Consider the following 17828-nt stretch of genomic DNA (forward strand, 5'->3'; position numbering starts at 1 on the left):
GTAACAGTAAACAATCTCATTTACTCTATTACCTTTAAAAGGCCTTTTAGGGATAGATGTTGTCTCCAGCTAGCTGTAAACCCCCGTTACAGTAAATTAACTACTTAGCCAACTGTTACCCCCCGTAACAGCAAATTAACTACTTAGTTCACTGTAACCCCCCGTTACAGTAATTGGACTACTTAGCTCACTGTTACCCCCCGTAACAGAGATTAACCACCTAGCTAGCTGTTGCCCCCCGTAACAGTAAATTAACTACTTAGCCAACTGTTGCCCCCCGTAACAGAGACTAACCACTCAGCTAACTGTTACCCCCCGTAACAGTAAATTAACTACTTAGCCAACTGTTGCCCCCCGTTACAGCAAATCCAATTTTTGTTTAATGAATATCATACAGAATGTTTTTTATTGGGCTGAAAAGCTCATCTATCCTTGCTTTGCTAATTACTTTCTTCTGTTCAACAGGTGTTTCAGATACTTTATCTATTGCGGTATTTAACATTATTTTTGAAGTCTCCTGATGATTAATGTGGTTATATTCACCTCGGGCTGCTTTTTGTATATTTGTTACAAGATAAGCCGTCATGTTTTTAATTTTAGTCATATCTTTCATAGAGATATTTTTTAATATCTTATTGGCAACTTGGATGTCCAAATTATTTTTATATATCGCACTTATAACATCATTTAATCCTTGAACACCAATATTGCCTTTAATATTGTCTGGAACATTTAAATCTAATAAAACATCACTATTATTATTAGTAGTAGTACTACTATATATACTACTACTACTAGTAGTACTGTTACATGATTCGTAACTTAATGATTTTTTAGGTAGTTTCTTTTTGGAACTTAGTTGTTTTTTACTTAGTTCACTTTTGGAACTTAGTTGTTTTTCACTTAGTTCCTTTTGGAAACTTGGTGTTTTTTCACTTAGTTTCTTTTGGGAACTTAATAAATTTTGTAAGTGAGTGAGTAACGATGATGCAATATTATTAAATTTGTAATTTATATTGCTTTCATTTTTTGCATCGTTAATGTGCAAGAAAATGTCTTTATTAGGTTGAGTGCTTTTATTGGTATATTCGTTGATTAGATTGTATGCAAGAATTGCTAATGATTTTGTAATGCTACTTTTATTTAACAATGATGTTAAAATATGTATAACACTGTCATCAATAATTCTCTCAACGGGTAGTGCTGTATTATGAAGGATATAAATATTTCCCATTATTTGTCCATTGTTACTTCGAATCATTCTAATTGACAACCAGCCTGATAAAACTAATCTGGAAAGTATTTCTCGTACAGTTTTTCTAGATAATGTACCGCCTTGATTTCCCCATAATTTTTGTAAATTATCGTAAGTCGGGAAATAATTACTATGCGTGTATTTCTGCAATTCAATATATAAACGCTGCCATGCATATTTATCTAATGATGTAATTGAATCATCTTCTAATAATGCACGAGGCATTGAGTCATATTGATGGCCAGCAAAAAACATAGCAATTTTTTCATCAGAGGAAATGCTATTTGTCTTCTGCTCAACTAATGCATTACGTAATACGCTAATTTGATTCTCAAAATCTACCATAATATTTAATTTAAATTGATTAATGGCTCTAGTTCTTTAATTACCGATGTCAATGTTAACGGCTCAGTATTATCATCGCTCATCATCGAAACATGTTGAGTAATATCCATATAAACTAATAAACGATTCAAATCATCATTTATTTCAATATCTGGGTTTTCATTTTTTTTAAGTTGCCATTGTTCCCAGATAGCTATTTTTTCGACTTCGTAGGGTTTCCTAAAACGTCCTTTCGATACTGTTAAATCCTTTAGTTTTCTTGAACAACTAATATCAGATGTTGATAACCCAAAATATTTATTTAAAATTTCTATAGATGCACCCAGTGAATGTGCTTTATCAATAATATGGCATCTTTCTTCAAATTCTTTTGCTCTTGCCAATACAACATCAAATAATTTTGTATCTATGGTAACTTGAATCAATAGTACGGGTGAGTTTGCAATATAAGTAATTTGTGAATAACTCAATTCTTTCATTTGTTTTAGGTGTTCTATTGTAAATCCCATTTCAATTAATGATTGGATCTTTCCTTCATTAATAAAATTATGGACCATATTCAGGATCGCTAAATTTATATTATTACTGACACTTACCATGATATACCCTATATTTTCTATATTTAATAATGTTGTTTATTTAAAAACTCGTTATAAACTCTGAACAGTCGAATAATTCGTAAAAATTTAATCACTATAAAATCATTGAATTCAGTAATTAAATAATGTATATTTATAGGTTCACTTGTTTGTCCCGTAAGTAATGATAATAATAGTTTATATGCGTTGTGTTTTTTGCTATCCACTTCATCTTCTGTAGAAAGAGGATTAAATGCAATAACAGGTAATTTTGATTTATCTTCATCGTCAATTGAAAATGCAAAGGATTGGTTGTTGATACCTAGCTCATCAAAAATATCAAGTACATGTCCTGCAATATCACGAAAAACATATTCATAATTAGTAGCTTCCTCTGGCAGTTTCCAAATATCTAAAATAGGCGTTCTTTCCGTTTTTCCATACGTATTTAAATTAGCACTAACACTATATGCATAAGGATTAATTTTAGTTAAATCAGTACTTTTAATTATGTCGTCCATAACTGATTCAACATCAACTGCCCCGTCATGAACAGTAATATCACCACTAGGTAAAACAGTATAAGAGGAACTTACAGTAGTTTCCGATTCAGGCTCATCATCGGATATGATTGTTGGATTTATCTCTCTTTTTAATGAAATTGAGTCAACTTTAGTTGATTGTTGGCTACTAACATTAGTTTCTGATGAAATATCCTGTTGCAATTGACCTTTTAATACTGGTGCAATTTCCAATTTATTCCCCTCACCTTGTTCAGTATTAGCCTCATTTTTACTAACATCGATTGGTGGCAAGTTTTTCTTTACCCCTTTATGGTTTTTTTCCTCTAATTCAAATTCGAAAAGCTGATAGCTAATTCCCAACAATTTCGCAAAATAACCAAACATCTCGTCTTGCAAACGTTCATAACTAAATAATTCTGGCTCATAATCAAACTCACTTAATACTAAATTAAAACCTTCAACAAAGGCATTGTCGTCATCATATTTTTCGGAACGTTTATATAAATCCCAACATATACTTCTTAACATTAGAATTTTTTCAATTTGATTTCGACTCAAACCTAACTTCAAAATTTCAGGAATATGAGGATACAAATAATCAACTGTATTAAGCATTTTTGTGATTAATACATAAGAAATAGGATATCCACTATTTTTTAACCGTTCACTTAACTCTCGTGAAGATAGTTGTTTACCTACTTCTTCTTCATACAAAACTTTACTCTTTGAAACACCCAATGCTTTTTCTATAAATGTATAATCACTACGCAGGCCATTTTCAGTTAAATGTCCAACAATGGATTTCAGCTCTCCGCCCCAAGGCCTGAAAATACAATTAATTGTATAAAATCGTTTGTCACCTGTTTCTTCATACAACTCTTTCAAAATTTGTAATCGTGTATTTCCCCCATCAGAAATTACATACCCTTCCTCTCCTGGCATTTTTGTAATAGCAGGAGCATGATCAAGCCCTTTTTTTCGAATAGATTCTTTGATATCTTCATATGATTCATTTTTTTTCAAGCGTGGTAATACCTGACTAGGTCTTAATTCATCAAGATTGACTCGCATAGGCATTTCATTCAATGTTATTTTAGTGGTTGCACGATCCCCATCAGGAAAACCTATAGACATACGTTCACGCATAACATCAACAGACGATTTTTGTTCTACCATAATATTAATATTTCCCTTAAGATAAATTTTGATAATGCATATATGGCCCATCAAATTTGACTGCTACTTTACCAGTAGCTGCATTACGTGCTTTGGCCACAATTAATTCACCAGTTCCTTTAGCTTCACTGCTTTCGTTATAGACTTCATCTCGATATAGCAATATTACTGTTGTTGCATCTTGTTCAAGGCTACCCGACTCCTTTAAATCAGATAAAAGAGGACGTTTATCAGAACGGGATTCTACAGATCTGTTTAATTGTGAAAGTAGAACTAAGGGAATATTGAAATCTTTACAATGAATTTTTAGCTGTCTACTAATATTTCCCACTTCAACAGCACGATTTTCATTGTGTTTTTCACCAGATGACATTAACTGTACATAATCAACTGCAACAAATGTTGGTTGACCATATAAGCGTGTATAACGCTGAACTTTACGTCTAAAAATGCTGGGTGTTAAATATGCATTATCATCAATAATCAGAATATTTTTTAATTTCAATAAAATTGCAATCGCATCAGAAATTTTTCCATAATCACTATCATCCAGATTTTTATTCTTTATATCGATAAATGGTACATGAGATAATGCTGATAATAATCGCAACATCAACGATTGAGCATCCATCTCTAAACTAAAAATAAAAATAGGTTTTACTTGTAAATTAGGACTATCACTAAGAGCTATTATTTGGTTGTAAATCAATGAAATAAGAAACGCTGTTTTCCCCATTGAGGGTCTTGCTGCAATAATCGTAATTTCTTTGGGCTCCAACCCACCTATTTTAGAATCTAAATTCTTAAAACCAGTCGAAATAAATGGAGAGTGTTCTGTTTCCAAAAATGTCATAACATTATTCAACATTGCTGGTATAAGTTGCTCATCTTGATTATCTACAGCATGTCCCAGTTGAAAAAGCTCGGATTCAGTTTGTGCTATAATCTGATTACTGCTGTCTGAATTACTAAACGACGCTTTTGTGAGATTTCTTATCAATGTTTTTGCAATATTATTGGCATGGCGAGCCTTTGTATAATTACGTAAAATTGACGCATAGTGTTTAAAATTTGTTACTTTTGGTGTGTCTCTACTCAACTCAGCTAAATATGCTAACCCTCCACAGTTTTTCAGTTGTTCTTCGGAAAGAGCTTGAGATACAGTTAGAATATCAGCTTGTTTTCCCTCTTGAATTAATGAAATCGTCGCATTAAAAATTAGTTTGTGTTGTAATACATAGAAATCATCTTCATTAATTTCAAATGTATCATCAATACGACTATTATCGATTAACAATGCACCTAGCACCGAACGCTCAATATCATTAGAATAAAATTGTTTATTCATATAATCACCTTATTATTTATTGTGAACAGGAATAAAAATGATTAATGAGCAATTTCGATTTTCATAAATGCATCAAATTGTGACTGGTACATAGGTAACAGGTGTTGACACAAATAGTAAATATCATCTTTGATACTTTGAGCTTGAGCTTTTGTTATTTTGTACGGATGTGCTACTTTATTTGTTGGTTCGGTATAATGTTGAAATGCTGCAATACCGAGGGATGCGGCAACTTTGTAACTATTTTTCTTTTTAATATCTTTATCTAAAACAGTAATTTTAAAGGGTAATGGTGGCAGAGATTTGATTTGTTGATTAAAAAGTTCTTTTATACGACGGCAATCATTATTTTCTTCTACTCGATTAAAAAACGTATAAACAGGAGGTAATTCTATTCCGTAGTCTGTAAACGGAACTAAGCTTCTAAACAAATTAGAAATAGTACCACGCAGGTATTCCCGAACGCCAGGCATGGAAGGATCTAATGGAGATAAAACCACATCAGAAGCAAGTACTGCCATATTGACCGTTGGATCAATTGTTCCAACCGTATCAATAACTATCACATCATACTCATTTTTAAGTAGTTTTAAACATGATTTTAGACGGATAATACCATCGGCCGACGCGTTTAGATGAGAAACGATTTCTTGCCTAACACTGTTTGATGACATAACATCTAATTTTTGTGTTGTTGTCGCAGATATTAGTTTATCTAAATCTGTTTCATGCATTATAAGAAACTCATAAACGCCATATGGAGCTTCTTTTTGCAGTGGAAAATATGAACAGGCGGTAGGTTGCTCTAAGTCAAAATCCAGTAATAGTGTTTTTAACCCAGAATGAGCTATAAAAGCAGCAATATTAACTGCTGTAGTAGATTTGGTTGAGCCGCCTTTAGTATCAGCTATAGTGATCACAGTTGCATTTTTTTTCATGATGTTAACCCTTAAAAAAATTAAAAATTTTATTAAACATTAAAATCATGAATGGTGGCCCCTACTGGACTTGAACCAGTGACCAATCGATTATGAGTCGACTGCTCTGACCAACTGAGCTAAGGGGCCATTTTGGCGTGCTACTAAGTTAGTAGGGTTGCGATTATAATAGAGTTAAATCGAATTTGCTATAATTAATTAATAAACTAGGTTAGTTTGATTATTTCTTAATCTGAAATGTGTTTATAAAGTTTTCCTCTCGCTTAATTACTAATATTTTTTGCTTAATGAAACTGATACAATAACTTGGTTCATTATTATTTTTTGTTATATTGGCTAAGGAAATATTATGTCTATCAAAAAATCAGCATTTGTTGGTATTGTAATGTTAGCAACTTTGCTTTTAGGTGCGTGTAGTAGCGATAAATATCAACCGACTGCTGCTGGTCGCCAAGTTCAATTTATTGATACTAAGCCTGCAGATTCTTGCCAGTTTTTAGGGAAAACAGAGGGACGTCGTAGCAGTTTCTTTTCTGGACTTAAAACACATAGTGAACTTATTCGCGATGCGGCATCAGACCTTATGAACAAAGCGGCTACGAAGGGTGGTAATGTGATTTATAATGCGCAAGATACTTCTATGCAATATATTTCGGATATTGCACCAACAGATGCAGTTATGGTTGGTGAAGTATATAGTTGCAAATAGGCTAGCTAATTAAAAAGGGAGGTCCTACCTTTCCTTTTTTAATTGGCGTCACTACTTATATAGCTTTCAGCTATTTTGTTTTTCAAATTGCTGCATAAAGTCAATTAAATAATTCACCCCTTCTTGATCCATAGCGTTATAAATTGATGCACGCATTCCTCCAGCAATTCGATGCCCTTTAATACCAATAATGTTAGCTTGGCTTGCTTCGCTTACAAATTTTTTATCTAGCTCTTCATTTGGTGATAAAAAAGTTACATTCATAATTGATCTGTTAACGGTTGCAACCGTATTTCGGTAAAAATTAGATTGGTCGATATATTGGTATAGCGATTGCGCTTTGACTTGGTTACGTTGCTGCATCGCTTTTAGTCCACCAAGTTTTTTTATCCATTTAAACACTAAACCCGACAGGTACCATGCAAAGGTAGGTGGTGTATTAAACATAGAATCGTTATCCATTAAAATTTTGTAATCTAATATTGATGGTAACATTTTTTGTGCATGACCGATTAGATCTTCACGCACAATAACAATAGTAATACCTGATGGACCAATGTTTTTTTGGGCACCCGCATAAATGATGCCATATCGGCTTATATCAATTGGTTGTGATAATATGCATGATGATAGATCGGCAACGACTGTTTTATTACCAAAATTAGGCTCTTCAAAAATTTCAATACCATCAATTGTTTCGTTAGGACAATAATGTACATAAGCAGAATCATCATTTAATTGCCATTCTGACATAGGTTTGATAGCGGTTAATCCATTTTGCTTTATGACCACATTTTGCTCGTGAATTTGGCAATATTTACTGGCTTCTTTAGCAGCACACTGGCTCCAATAACCGCTATTGATATAGTCTGCATTGGTTTTATTGCCTAAAATATTTAATGGCACTGCGGCAAATTGTGCTCTAGCACCACCTTGGCAATAGAGAATTTTGTAATTATCGGGGATATCTAATATTTCACGCAGGTCGTTAGAAGCTTCAACAGCACAGGCATCAAAATCTTTACCTCTATGGCTCAATTCCATCACCGATGCACCTGTATTATGCCAATTCAATAACTCAGCTTGAACTTGTTTTAATACATCTGCAGGTAATTTTGCTGGACCTGCACTAAAGTTATAACTTTTATTCATAACAATTCACTTTAATCCATTCAAAAAAGAATTCTATTTTTACACCGACTTAACAGATATACAATCAAATTTTTTAAGAAAAAGATGCATAAGTCTATACCTTTTGGCTATTTTATTCCTGTAATCAAAAGCTATTGCTTTACATAGCATTATTGATTTAATTGGTATAAAAATACCGGCAAATGCCGGCATAGTTATGAAGAAGAGTGAAAAGACTAGGATAATTGTTGCTTTGCATTTTTAATTGCTAATTTGACTTGTTGTGGTGAAACCCCTCCTTTAGCGCAACGTTTGGCTAAGCATGATTCTAACGATAATATTGAATAAACGTCATTACCAATAACAGGGCTAAATTTCTGTAATTCCTCAAGCGAGAGCTCTTCAAGTGCCTTTTTCTTGGTGATTGCATCAATTACTGCTTCACCAACAATATGATGTGCTTCCCGAAATGGTATACCTTTGGCAACTAAATAATCAGCAAGTTCGGTCGCATTGGAATAACCTTGTTTAGCCGCTTCTTGGCAGTTTGCATAGTTAATTTTAATATCTTCTAATACTAATATGGCAATATCTAAACATTCATGCCAAGTATCCAGTGCATCAAATAGATGTTCTTTATCTTCTTGTAGATCTTTATTATAAGCAAGCGGTAAACCTTTCAAGGTCATAAGCGCTCCAGTTAATGCGCCAGTCACTCGACCTACTTTGCCACGAATTAGTTCTAATGCATCGGGATTCTTTTTTTGTGGCATAAGTGACGAGCCCGAAGTAACGCGATCAGATAATTCAACAAAGTTAGCTTCACCACTGTTGAAAATGATAAGATCTTCAGCAAAACGTGATAGATGCACCATGCCAATTGAAGCATTATTTAATAGCTCAAGAATGTGATCTCGATCAGACACCGAATCTAAACTATTATTTGTTGCTATCGAAAAACCTAACCAATTTGCTAATTGATCACGATCCATGGGATAAGCAGTTCCAGCCAATGCACCTGTCCCTAATGGGCTTACATCTAAGCGTTTTAAGGTATCTTGTAAACGACTAACATCACGGGTGAGCATTTCAAAATAAGCTAAACACCAATGTGCAAATGTGATTGGTTGTGCTCGCTGTAGATGGGTATAACCAGGCATAACAGCATTTTGATGTTGTTTTGCAGTTGTAACAAGAGATTGTCGCAATTGATTAATGGTATTAATTAAATAAGGAATTTGATCTTTACACCATAGTTTTAGGTCAGTGGCTGATTGATCGTTGCGACTTCGACCTGTATGTAATTTTTTACCCAAATCACCAATTTTTTCGATCAGTTTTTGCTCCACCCAACTGTGTATATCTTCAGCATCACTTTGTAAAATCTGATTGGGATCTTGTTGTACCAAAACCAGTAATTCGTTCAAAGCTTTTTCTAACTTTTTTTGCTCATCATAAGATATAACGTTAACAGTCACCAATGCTTTCGACCAAGCAATTGAACCAATGATATCTTGCTCTGCAAGACGATAGTCAAAGCGCAATGAATCATTAAAATGCTTAAATTGTTGATCTGCCGCTTGACTAAAACGCCCACCCCATAATGCCATAATTACCTCTATATTATTTTTAATAACTAGTTAAACAAGTACAATTTTATCTAAAATAACAACATACAGACATTAGCCTGTATATTGTTGTTATTTTATTTGTGATATCGGAAATCACTTTTTCACTTTTGTCGCTATGTTTTACTCACCGGTTCCGCTGTTTTAATAGATTTAGCTGATTTGGTCTTTTGAGCTGGTTGTTTTTTCTTATCTTCATTTAAAGCTCGTATACGTGAGGATAACGAGAATAGACGAATAAAGCCACCTGCATGGCTGTGATCATAAACTTCATCTTCTCCAAATGTTGCAAACTCTTCATTATATAGACTATTCGGCGATTTTTTTTGTACTGCTGTTGCATTACCTTTATAAAGTTTAACAACAACTTCGCCTGTCATGTCTTGTGCTAATACTTCAGCGGCTGCTTGAATTGAACGTCGATATGGAGCAAACCAACGACCATCATAAACAACATAGGCCATTTCAATTCCGAGTTGTTCGCGCCATTTAAAGCTGTCACGGTCTAAGATTAATTGCTCTAAACCACGTAATGCTGTCATCATTATTGTGCCACCTGGAGTTTCATAGCAACCACGTGATTTAATACCAACTAGGCGATTTTCAATAATATCTACGCGACCAACACCATGTTTTGCACCAATTTTATTCAGTGTTGCCACGCAGTTGTAAGGCGATAATTTTTCGCCATTTACCGACACTACTTCACCTTTTTCTATTCCAATAGTAACCAGTTCTGGTTTATCTGGCGCATCTTCGGGCGAAACAGTCCAAGCCCAGCAATCAGCATTAGCTTGGTTCCAAGTACTTTCTAGCACACCGCCTTCAGTCGAGATATGCCATGCATTTTCGTCACGGCTATAAATTTTTTCAACCGTTGCCGTGGTTGGGATTTTACGAACTTTTAAATAATCAATTAATGCTTCACGTGAACGTAGATCCCATTCACGCCAAGGTGCAATGACTTTTAGTTGTGGTGCAAGTGCGGTGTAAGTTGTTTCAAAGCGTACTTGGTCATTACCTTTACCTGTTGCACCATGACATAGTGTATCTGCACCAACTTCTAATGCATATTCTACTTGTGCTTTTGCAATAATTGGACGAGCCATCGAGGTACCAAGATAATAAGTGCCTTCATATAAGGCGCCTGTTTTCAAAACAGGGTATACATAGTCTTTAACAAATTCTTCTCGTAAATCAACCACTTTACAAGCCACAGCCCCCGAGGCTTTAGCTTTCTTTTCGACATCTTTTAATTCTTTGGAATCTTGACCTACATTAGCAACAAAAGCGTAAACTTCACATCCGCCATAGTTTTCTTTTAACCAAGGAATAATTGCTGATGTATCCAAACCACCTGAATAAGCTAATACAACCTTTTTTGTTCCACTTTTTTTCATGTTACACCCTTTCCAAATTAACTTACGATAAATAAATGCGTTAAAGATATATACTTTTATATTTGCATTGATGATAACTAGCCTAATACAAATACTTATTATTTAAGCAATAATTTTTGTACCCGTTGCTCCTGATATTCCATTAAATAATTTAATAAGTTGATCGGACTCTTTCCAACTGGCAATTACAATCGGCTGCCCCAGTTCTTTAACTGCTTCAAAAGCCGAATTCACTTTTACCACCATACCATCGGTAATAATACCTTTAGCGATCAATTGATTCGCCTGCGATTGTGTTAAAGACTCAATCCGTTGCTTATTTTCGTCAAACACGCCAACGACATCAGACAACAATATTAAGTCTGCACCTAAAGTTTTAGCGAGCGCTACCGCAGCATGATCGGCATTAACATTCATCATTTGCCCACTTTCGGTGATGCCAATTGAGCTAACAATTGGCAAATAACCTGCATTAACAAGTAAATTTATTAATGTAGGATCGCCTGCTTGAGCTTCGCCAACATAACCTAGCTCTTCCGAAATTTGTTTGACTTTAACACTATTACCATCAGCAAGGCAGAGCCCAACACTTGGTATTTGATGTTTTTTAGCCTCAGACAATAATTTGGTGTTTGCGCTACCAGCAAGGCTTCCTACAATAACATCAATTTGATCAGCTGGCGTTACACGTAGCCCATTTCGGCGTACTACGGGTAAAGAAAGCCTATCCATTAATGAATCAACTACCGTACCACCGCCATGAACAATAATTAAAGATCGTTGATAATTCTTTTTATATTCACTAATAACAACAAATAATTGGCTTAAGGCATCTTTGTTATCAAGTAATACGCCACCAAGTTTTATAACTAATGGTCTCATTTTAGTTTCCTAGTAATTTAACTTATTGTTAAGATGTTCAAAATTTAAAATAGAAATTAGTCCATTTTTATAATAATGCGGTTGTTTCATCAAAACCATACCGAATGTTCATGCACTGTACAGCCTGCGTTGCTGCGCCTTTTAATAAGTTATCCTCAACAGAAATTAAGATTAAATGACGATCTTTTAATACAAAGCCAATATCGCAATAAGGCAAACCAACAACAGATTTTAATGCAGGCCAATCTTTTTGATACACTCGAATTAAAGGTTTATTTTGGTAATATTTATTTAAAGCAGCAAGAATATCTTGTGATGTTACACCCGCTTTTACTCGGCAAGTGATTGTGGCGTGGATACCTTGTTTAAAACTACCTAAATGCGGTGTAAAAATAACTTCTTGCCCTAAATGCGTTGCAATTTCGGGCTGATGGCGATGAGTAAATACCCCATAAGCATGTAAACTTACTTCGCAAAATAAATTATTATGTGAAGGCTTTCGGCCTGCGCCACTCACACCACTTACAGCATTAATTACCGGCCATTGTGAATTATCCAATAAACTCTCTTCGATTAACGGTTTTAGTGGTAATTGCGAAGCGGTAGGATAGCACCCAGGCACAGCAATAAGCTGTGCATGTTTGATCTGCTCAGCATTCCACTCAGCTAAACCATAAACAGCTTTATCTAACCATTTAAGGTGTTGGTGCGTGAAACCATAGTAATCGCTATAAAAAGTAGCACAATTTACCCTAAATGCGCCTGACAAATCAAATACAGTGCAACCATACTCTAAAAAGTAAGGAGCAATATTGTGACTAACGGTATGTTCGGTGGCTAAAAAAACAATATCAACATCATTGATATAAGCAGAATAATCAGACGTGGCTATAAGTGGCAGATCAATAACCCCTTTTAGCTGAGGATGTAGCTCATAATCAGAAATCAGCCTGCCACCATCTTGACTATTTTCCGACACAATTAAAGCGGTAAGTTCGACATGGGGATGCTTGTGCAAATAATAGGCTAATTTTGCGCCCGCATACCCGCTTGCACCGATAACAATTGCCTTTAACATATTCATCCTTATTAATTCTTACGCAATAATTGTGCATATAGTAAGCCATTCAAAAGACTAATACAAGCGCAAAATGAATTTTTATTCACTTTTTATGAATTTAATTTCATTATTTCTATTCGGAATTGATTTTAAGATAAGGCTTAAATGCTAAAACAATTTTTGCAAAAGTAAGGTACAAACAAATAATGTTAATACCTACCAATAACGATCGGTAGGTATTTAATGAGCTATATTATTTTAAAAAACTTGCTGATTTTAATATTGCTATCAATAATTCCCAATAACGATAAACACTTTGGATATTGACTTTCTCATCTGGGGAATGTGGTGAAACAATTGTTGGTCCAATTGAGATCATATCCATATTTGGATAGCTTTGCTTAAATAGACCACATTCCAGCCCTGCATGTATCACCATTATTTTTGCCTGCTGAGAAAAAATTTCGTGATATTTACCTTTTGCAAGTTTAAGTAATTGCGAATCTAAATTGGGTTCCCAACCCGAATAGCCACCACTGATTTCGTAATTAGCATTAATAAGTTGGCTAAACGATACCAAGGTTGATACAACAGCATCTTTTGCACTATCCACTTGAGAGCGAATCAAAAAATGGGCATTAAATTGGTTGTCTTCGATACTGACTATACCTAAATTAAGTGATGTTTCAACCACACCATGAAGCTGATCGCTCATTCTAATCACACCATTAGGTGCGGTATTGAGATAGTTTATAATCTTATTTTGATGCTCGACTGTTAATACCCTTTTGACTTTATTAGATTCAACTTCAGATAATGTTATTTCGATAGTGGGTTCTACATGGCCTAATTCATTGTGTAAAATAGTTTGATATTGTTTAACAATGGCTTCTAATTTAGGTAGATCTTGTTTATTTAAAGTGATTTCAATAAAAGCTTCTCTTGGAATAGCGTTACGTAATGAGCCACCTTTTATGTCGGCTAATCTAAATGGGATATCTTGTACATACTGCGCTAAAAAGCGAGCCATTAATTTGATTGCATTACCGCGCCCAAGGTGAATATCACAACCAGAATGCCCACCTTTTAGTCCTTTTAGTGAAATGCTCATATAACAATCGTGCTTTTCAGGTATTACCGCATAGGTCACAGCAAAAGTTGTGGAAAAATCAACACCTCCAGCACAACCCGTAAATATTTCCCCCTCATCTTCAGAATCAGTGTTAATCAAATAACGGCTCTTTAACCAATTAGGTTGTAAACCAAAAGCACCGTGCATACCTGTTTCTTCTGAGGTCGTTATCAATACTTCAATCGGCCCATGTTCAACAGCCGGATCGATTAACACAGCTAGCGCAGATGCTAAGCCGACACCATTATCTGCACCTAACGTGGTACCTTTGGCTTTTACCCATTCACCATCAACATAAGCTTGAATTGGATCAGTTAAAAAATCGTGCACAGTGCCTTCATTTTTTTGTGGCACCATATCCATATGAGCTTGCAAAGCAATTGATGGGCACTGTTCCATACCTTTGCTTGCTGGCTTAGTGAGTAAAATGTTACCTACTTTATCAAGTTTGCAGTCGATATGATGCGTATTAGCAAAATCGACAATGTATTTAGTTATCATTTGTTCATGATGAGATGGATGCGGGATTTTACAAATATCATTAAAAATCTGCCAAACAAATTTGGGTGCTAAAGTAGAAAGCATGATATAACCTCAAAATTAATTAAGTTAGTATTAAATTAAGGAGTGGTTTTTTTTAACTAATCACTCTATAATAAGGTGCAATTTTACATCTATTTTTAGTTCATGAATATTTATTTATTCACACATTCGATTAAAATTGCAGGTTACTCATGTCAACAGAACAAACTTTATTAACAGAAGAAGAAATCCAAGCCAAAAAACAACACAAAGCAGAACTTATTGCTGAAAAGAAAAAATTCAACGTTACCTGGGAAATGTTGCAATCCTACGGGCGTCAACTATCAGAACGTTTATTACCTGCTAATCAATGGAAAGGTATCATTGCCGTTAGCCGTGGTGGTTTAGTCCCTGCCGCTATTTTAGCTCGAGAACTTAGTATTCGTTATGTCGATACCGTTTGCATTTCAAGTTATGATCACGATCATCAACGCGAAAAACTGATCCTAAAGCAAGCCAATGGTGATGGCGAAGGCTTTATTGTCGTTGATGATTTAGTCGATACGGGCAACACTGCTCACACTATTCGTGAAATGTATCCAAAAGCCCACTTTGTTACTATCTTTGCAAAACCAGCAGGTAAACCACTTGTTGATGATTATGTTGTAGATATTGCTCAAGACACTTGGATCGAACAGCCTTGGGATACAGGTGTTATGTTTGTTAAACCTATTTGCGATCATAAATAATCAATAAGGATACCAAGGTTGTTATGGCAGCTACCGAAAATCTAACAGCACAGATATTCAAACCACAATTGAATTATCCTGAAACTTCGACGCTAATTAACCGTACTGATAGTAGTAATGGCAGTAGCATTAGTGCGTTAGATGGAGAGGTCGACTCAAAATGGTATCGAATTGTCAACCCCATTTTGTGGCATTGGCGGGGGTTACCAAAATTAGAAGCTGAAGCGGTTTTATCAAAAATTGCCGCTTCAACAAGATGCCACACAAATGATAAATGGTTAGATACTGTTATCGGTTATCAATCTGGTAACTGGATTTATGAGTTTTTAAACCAAGCAGCAATGTGGCAAACTAAAGCAGAGTCAGTAGATAAAACAAATCTTACCGATGCAGATAAAGATAAGCTACTCAACGAGTATCTTATTGCCAGTGAATATGCAAGTATTGCTAGTTATCCACATTTTAAAAATGATGAACTGGCAATGTATGCCCAAGCCTGTGCTTATCAAGCTTATTCCAAAGCCCTTAATTTTTCACCTTTTTTGGTTAAAGAACTTGAATTTAAAGTTGATAATCACAACGTTAAAACAATTCTACACCTACCAAAAACTGAAGGGGCTTGCCCTGTGGTACTAATCTGTAATGCTTTGGGTAATTTACAGATCGATTATTATCGATATTTTAATGAATTTTTAGCCCCTCAAGGGTTTGCCATGTTAACTGTTGATTTACCTTCTGTTGGCTATAGCCGTAATTTTGCTTTAACACAAAATAGCAGCAAAATTCATCAAGCTATATTAGAGCAATTGTCCAACATACCATGGATTGATGATCATCGTGTTATTGTTGCTGGTTTTCGATTTGGTTCGCATATTGCCATTCGCTTAGCTTATTTAATGCCAAATAAAATTAGAGGATTATTTAACTTTACGCCATTTGTTCATCAAATTTTTGCTGACAAAGAACTGCAAAAAGATCTCCCTAATAGTTATAAAGATATGCTAGCTAGCCGTTTGGGTTTACCTTCGATATCCAATCAGCAATTAGCCGCAGAGTTAAATTATTTTTCTCTAAAAAATCAAGGTCTTTTAACACATGCTTGCCAAGTACCGGTCATGAATATCATTTTTGAAAATGATAAATTAAGTAATCTTAGTGAAGCAAAATTGATTCATTCAACTAAACAAAATAAAATAGTGACAGTGCCAAAAACACCACTACAAAAAAGTTTACATCAGGCGTTAACCCAATCAGTCAAATGGATGAGGTCTGTTTTATAATTCACGATTAACCAAAAGAGTCATATTATGTCCAATAATAAACAACAAACTATTGTTGTTAAATTAGGCACCAGTGTACTAACTGGTGGTACTAAACAGCTAGATCGGGCACGAATAGTTGAGTTGATACGACAATGTGCAACTTTACATCAAAATGGACATAAAATTATTATTGTTACTTCTGGCGCCATTGCCGCAGGTCGCGAATACTTAAACTACCCTACCTTACCTAATACTATCGCCTCAAAGCAATTACTCGCCTCTGTTGGGCAAAGCAAACTGATACAACTTTGGGAACAGCTATTTTCTATCTATAAAATCTATATTGGCCAAATGTTACTAACTCGTGCAGATCTAGAAGATCGTGAAAGATTTTTAAATGCACAAGATGTATTAAAAGCCATGTTAGATAATCGTATCGTTCCTGTAATCAATGAAAACGATGCAGTAGCGACAGTCGAAATAAAAGTGGGCGATAACGATAATTTATCTGCCCTTGCTGCTATTTTAGCTCAAGCTGATAAACTGATATTATTAACCGATATTGATGGTTTATATACAGCCGATCCAAGAACAGATAGTAATGCAAAACTTATCCAAGAGATCGACCAGATAGATGATAATTTACGTAGTATTGCTGGTGGTAGTGTTTCTGGACTGGGTACAGGAGGTATGAGCACAAAATTACAAGCTGCGGAAATTGCAGGTAGCGCAGGTATTGAAGTGGTAATTGCAGCTGGAAATAGATCTAATGTGATTATTGATATTATCAATAATCAATTTGTTGGCACAAAATTTTTGCCGCAAAAAACGCCACTAGAGCACCGAAAATACTGGTTATTTGGCGCGCCTAAAGCTGGTAAAGTATTTTTAGATGATGGTGCGGTTAATGCAATATTAAACAACGGTAGTTCACTACTACCAAAAGGCATTATAAAAGTTGAAAAAAACTTTTCTCGTGGTGAAGTGATTGATATTTGTAATAGCATCGGCAAGCATATTGCTCAAGGTGTTAGCCGATACAATAGCGATGCACTGAGGCAAATTGCAGGACACCATTCCAAAAAAATTAGCCAAATTATTGGCTATGAATATGGTTCTGTTGCTGTTCATCGAGATGATATGATAATTAAATAACAGATAATTGAATTAATGTTTTTCCGATATAACC

14 protein-coding genes, 1 tRNA gene and 1 pseudogene are annotated in these 17828 nt (G+C 34.9%); 4 read left to right on the forward strand and 12 right to left on the reverse strand.

What is annotated here, in order from left to right:
* Positions 1 to 379: 379 nt before the first annotated feature.
* The 6 genes from A9G40_RS10095 to A9G40_RS10120 all read right to left on the reverse strand — a co-directional run bounded on the left by A9G40_RS10095 (position 380) and on the right by A9G40_RS10120 (position 6293).
* Positions 380 to 1600 carry an STY4528 family pathogenicity island replication protein gene (locus A9G40_RS10095; RefSeq protein ID WP_065582940.1) on the reverse strand — a complete coding sequence of 407 codons (1221 nt, stop codon included), beginning with the start codon at positions 1598 to 1600 and terminating at the stop codon, positions 380 to 382.
* A gap of 5 nt (positions 1601 to 1605) precedes the next feature.
* The gene (locus tag A9G40_RS10100; RefSeq protein WP_065582941.1) at positions 1606 to 2199 is read right to left on the reverse strand and encodes an STY4526/YPO1902 family pathogenicity island replication protein; all 594 of its coding nucleotides are present in this window, start codon (positions 2197 to 2199) and stop codon (positions 1606 to 1608) included.
* A gap of 23 nt (positions 2200 to 2222) precedes the next feature.
* Positions 2223 to 3878 carry a ParB family protein gene (locus tag A9G40_RS10105; protein WP_176700484.1) on the reverse strand — a complete coding sequence of 552 codons (1656 nt, stop codon included), beginning with the start codon at positions 3876 to 3878 and terminating at the stop codon, positions 2223 to 2225.
* A 16-nt stretch (positions 3879 to 3894) separates the two neighbouring features.
* Entirely contained in the window at positions 3895 to 5226 is a 1332-nt protein-coding gene (locus A9G40_RS10110) for a replicative DNA helicase (RefSeq protein ID WP_065582943.1), read from the reverse strand.
* A gap of 41 nt (positions 5227 to 5267) precedes the next feature.
* Positions 5268 to 6164, reverse strand: coding sequence for a ParA family protein (locus A9G40_RS10115; RefSeq protein ID WP_065582944.1), 897 nt, complete (start codon positions 6162 to 6164; stop codon positions 5268 to 5270).
* Between the two features lie 52 nt (positions 6165 to 6216).
* A tRNA-Ile gene (locus A9G40_RS10120) sits at positions 6217 to 6293 on the reverse strand.
* 220 nt (positions 6294 to 6513) lie between these two features.
* On the opposite strand from A9G40_RS10120, the gene A9G40_RS10125 reads away from it, so the two are divergent.
* Positions 6514 to 6873 carry a DUF4156 domain-containing protein gene (locus A9G40_RS10125; protein ID WP_065582945.1) on the forward strand — a complete coding sequence of 120 codons (360 nt, stop codon included), beginning with the start codon at positions 6514 to 6516 and terminating at the stop codon, positions 6871 to 6873.
* Positions 6874 to 6939: 66 nt separating this feature from the next.
* Here the strand turns inward: A9G40_RS10125 and serC are convergent, their stop codons facing one another.
* From serC to A9G40_RS10155, 6 genes and pseudogenes are all read right to left on the reverse strand, one after another.
* A complete protein-coding gene (gene serC, locus A9G40_RS10130) occupies positions 6940 to 8025 on the reverse strand; it encodes a 3-phosphoserine/phosphohydroxythreonine transaminase (protein ID WP_065582946.1) in 1086 nt (361 codons plus the stop codon).
* A gap of 215 nt (positions 8026 to 8240) precedes the next feature.
* Positions 8241 to 9614, reverse strand: coding sequence for an argininosuccinate lyase (gene argH, locus A9G40_RS10135; RefSeq protein ID WP_065582947.1), 1374 nt, complete (start codon positions 9612 to 9614; stop codon positions 8241 to 8243).
* A gap of 200 nt (positions 9615 to 9814) precedes the next feature.
* Positions 9815 to 11032, reverse strand: a pseudogene (locus A9G40_RS10140) (argininosuccinate synthase); the annotation flags it as partial.
* Between the two features lie 102 nt (positions 11033 to 11134).
* The gene (argB, locus tag A9G40_RS10145) at positions 11135 to 11914 is read right to left on the reverse strand and encodes an acetylglutamate kinase (protein ID WP_065582948.1); all 780 of its coding nucleotides are present in this window, start codon (positions 11912 to 11914) and stop codon (positions 11135 to 11137) included.
* Positions 11915 to 11981: 67 nt separating this feature from the next.
* Complete coding sequence (gene argC, locus A9G40_RS10150; protein WP_065582949.1) at positions 11982 to 12992, reverse strand: N-acetyl-gamma-glutamyl-phosphate reductase; 1011 nt, start codon at positions 12990 to 12992, stop codon at positions 11982 to 11984.
* A 235-nt stretch (positions 12993 to 13227) separates the two neighbouring features.
* Complete coding sequence (locus A9G40_RS10155; protein ID WP_065582950.1) at positions 13228 to 14691, reverse strand: aminoacyl-histidine dipeptidase; 1464 nt, start codon at positions 14689 to 14691, stop codon at positions 13228 to 13230.
* A 149-nt stretch (positions 14692 to 14840) separates the two neighbouring features.
* Here A9G40_RS10155 and gpt point away from each other — a divergent pair, with 149 nt between their 5' ends.
* The 3 genes from gpt to proB are packed head-to-tail and all read left to right on the forward strand — an operon-like array spanning position 14841 to position 17794.
* Complete coding sequence (gene gpt, locus A9G40_RS10160) at positions 14841 to 15377, forward strand: xanthine phosphoribosyltransferase (protein ID WP_081302232.1); 537 nt, start codon at positions 14841 to 14843, stop codon at positions 15375 to 15377.
* Between the two features lie 23 nt (positions 15378 to 15400).
* On the forward strand, positions 15401 to 16657 hold the full coding sequence (gene frsA, locus A9G40_RS10165; RefSeq protein WP_065582951.1) for an esterase FrsA: 1257 nt from the start codon (positions 15401 to 15403) through the stop codon (positions 16655 to 16657).
* 27 nt (positions 16658 to 16684) lie between these two features.
* Entirely contained in the window at positions 16685 to 17794 is a 1110-nt protein-coding gene (gene proB, locus A9G40_RS10170) for a glutamate 5-kinase (protein ID WP_065582952.1), read from the forward strand.
* The last annotated feature ends 34 nt before the right edge of the window (positions 17795 to 17828 follow it).

Origin of the sequence: Gilliamella sp. Nev3-1, from assembly GCF_001690435.1 — a bacterium.
Lineage (GTDB): Bacteria > Pseudomonadota > Gammaproteobacteria > Enterobacterales > Orbaceae > Gilliamella > Gilliamella apicola_C.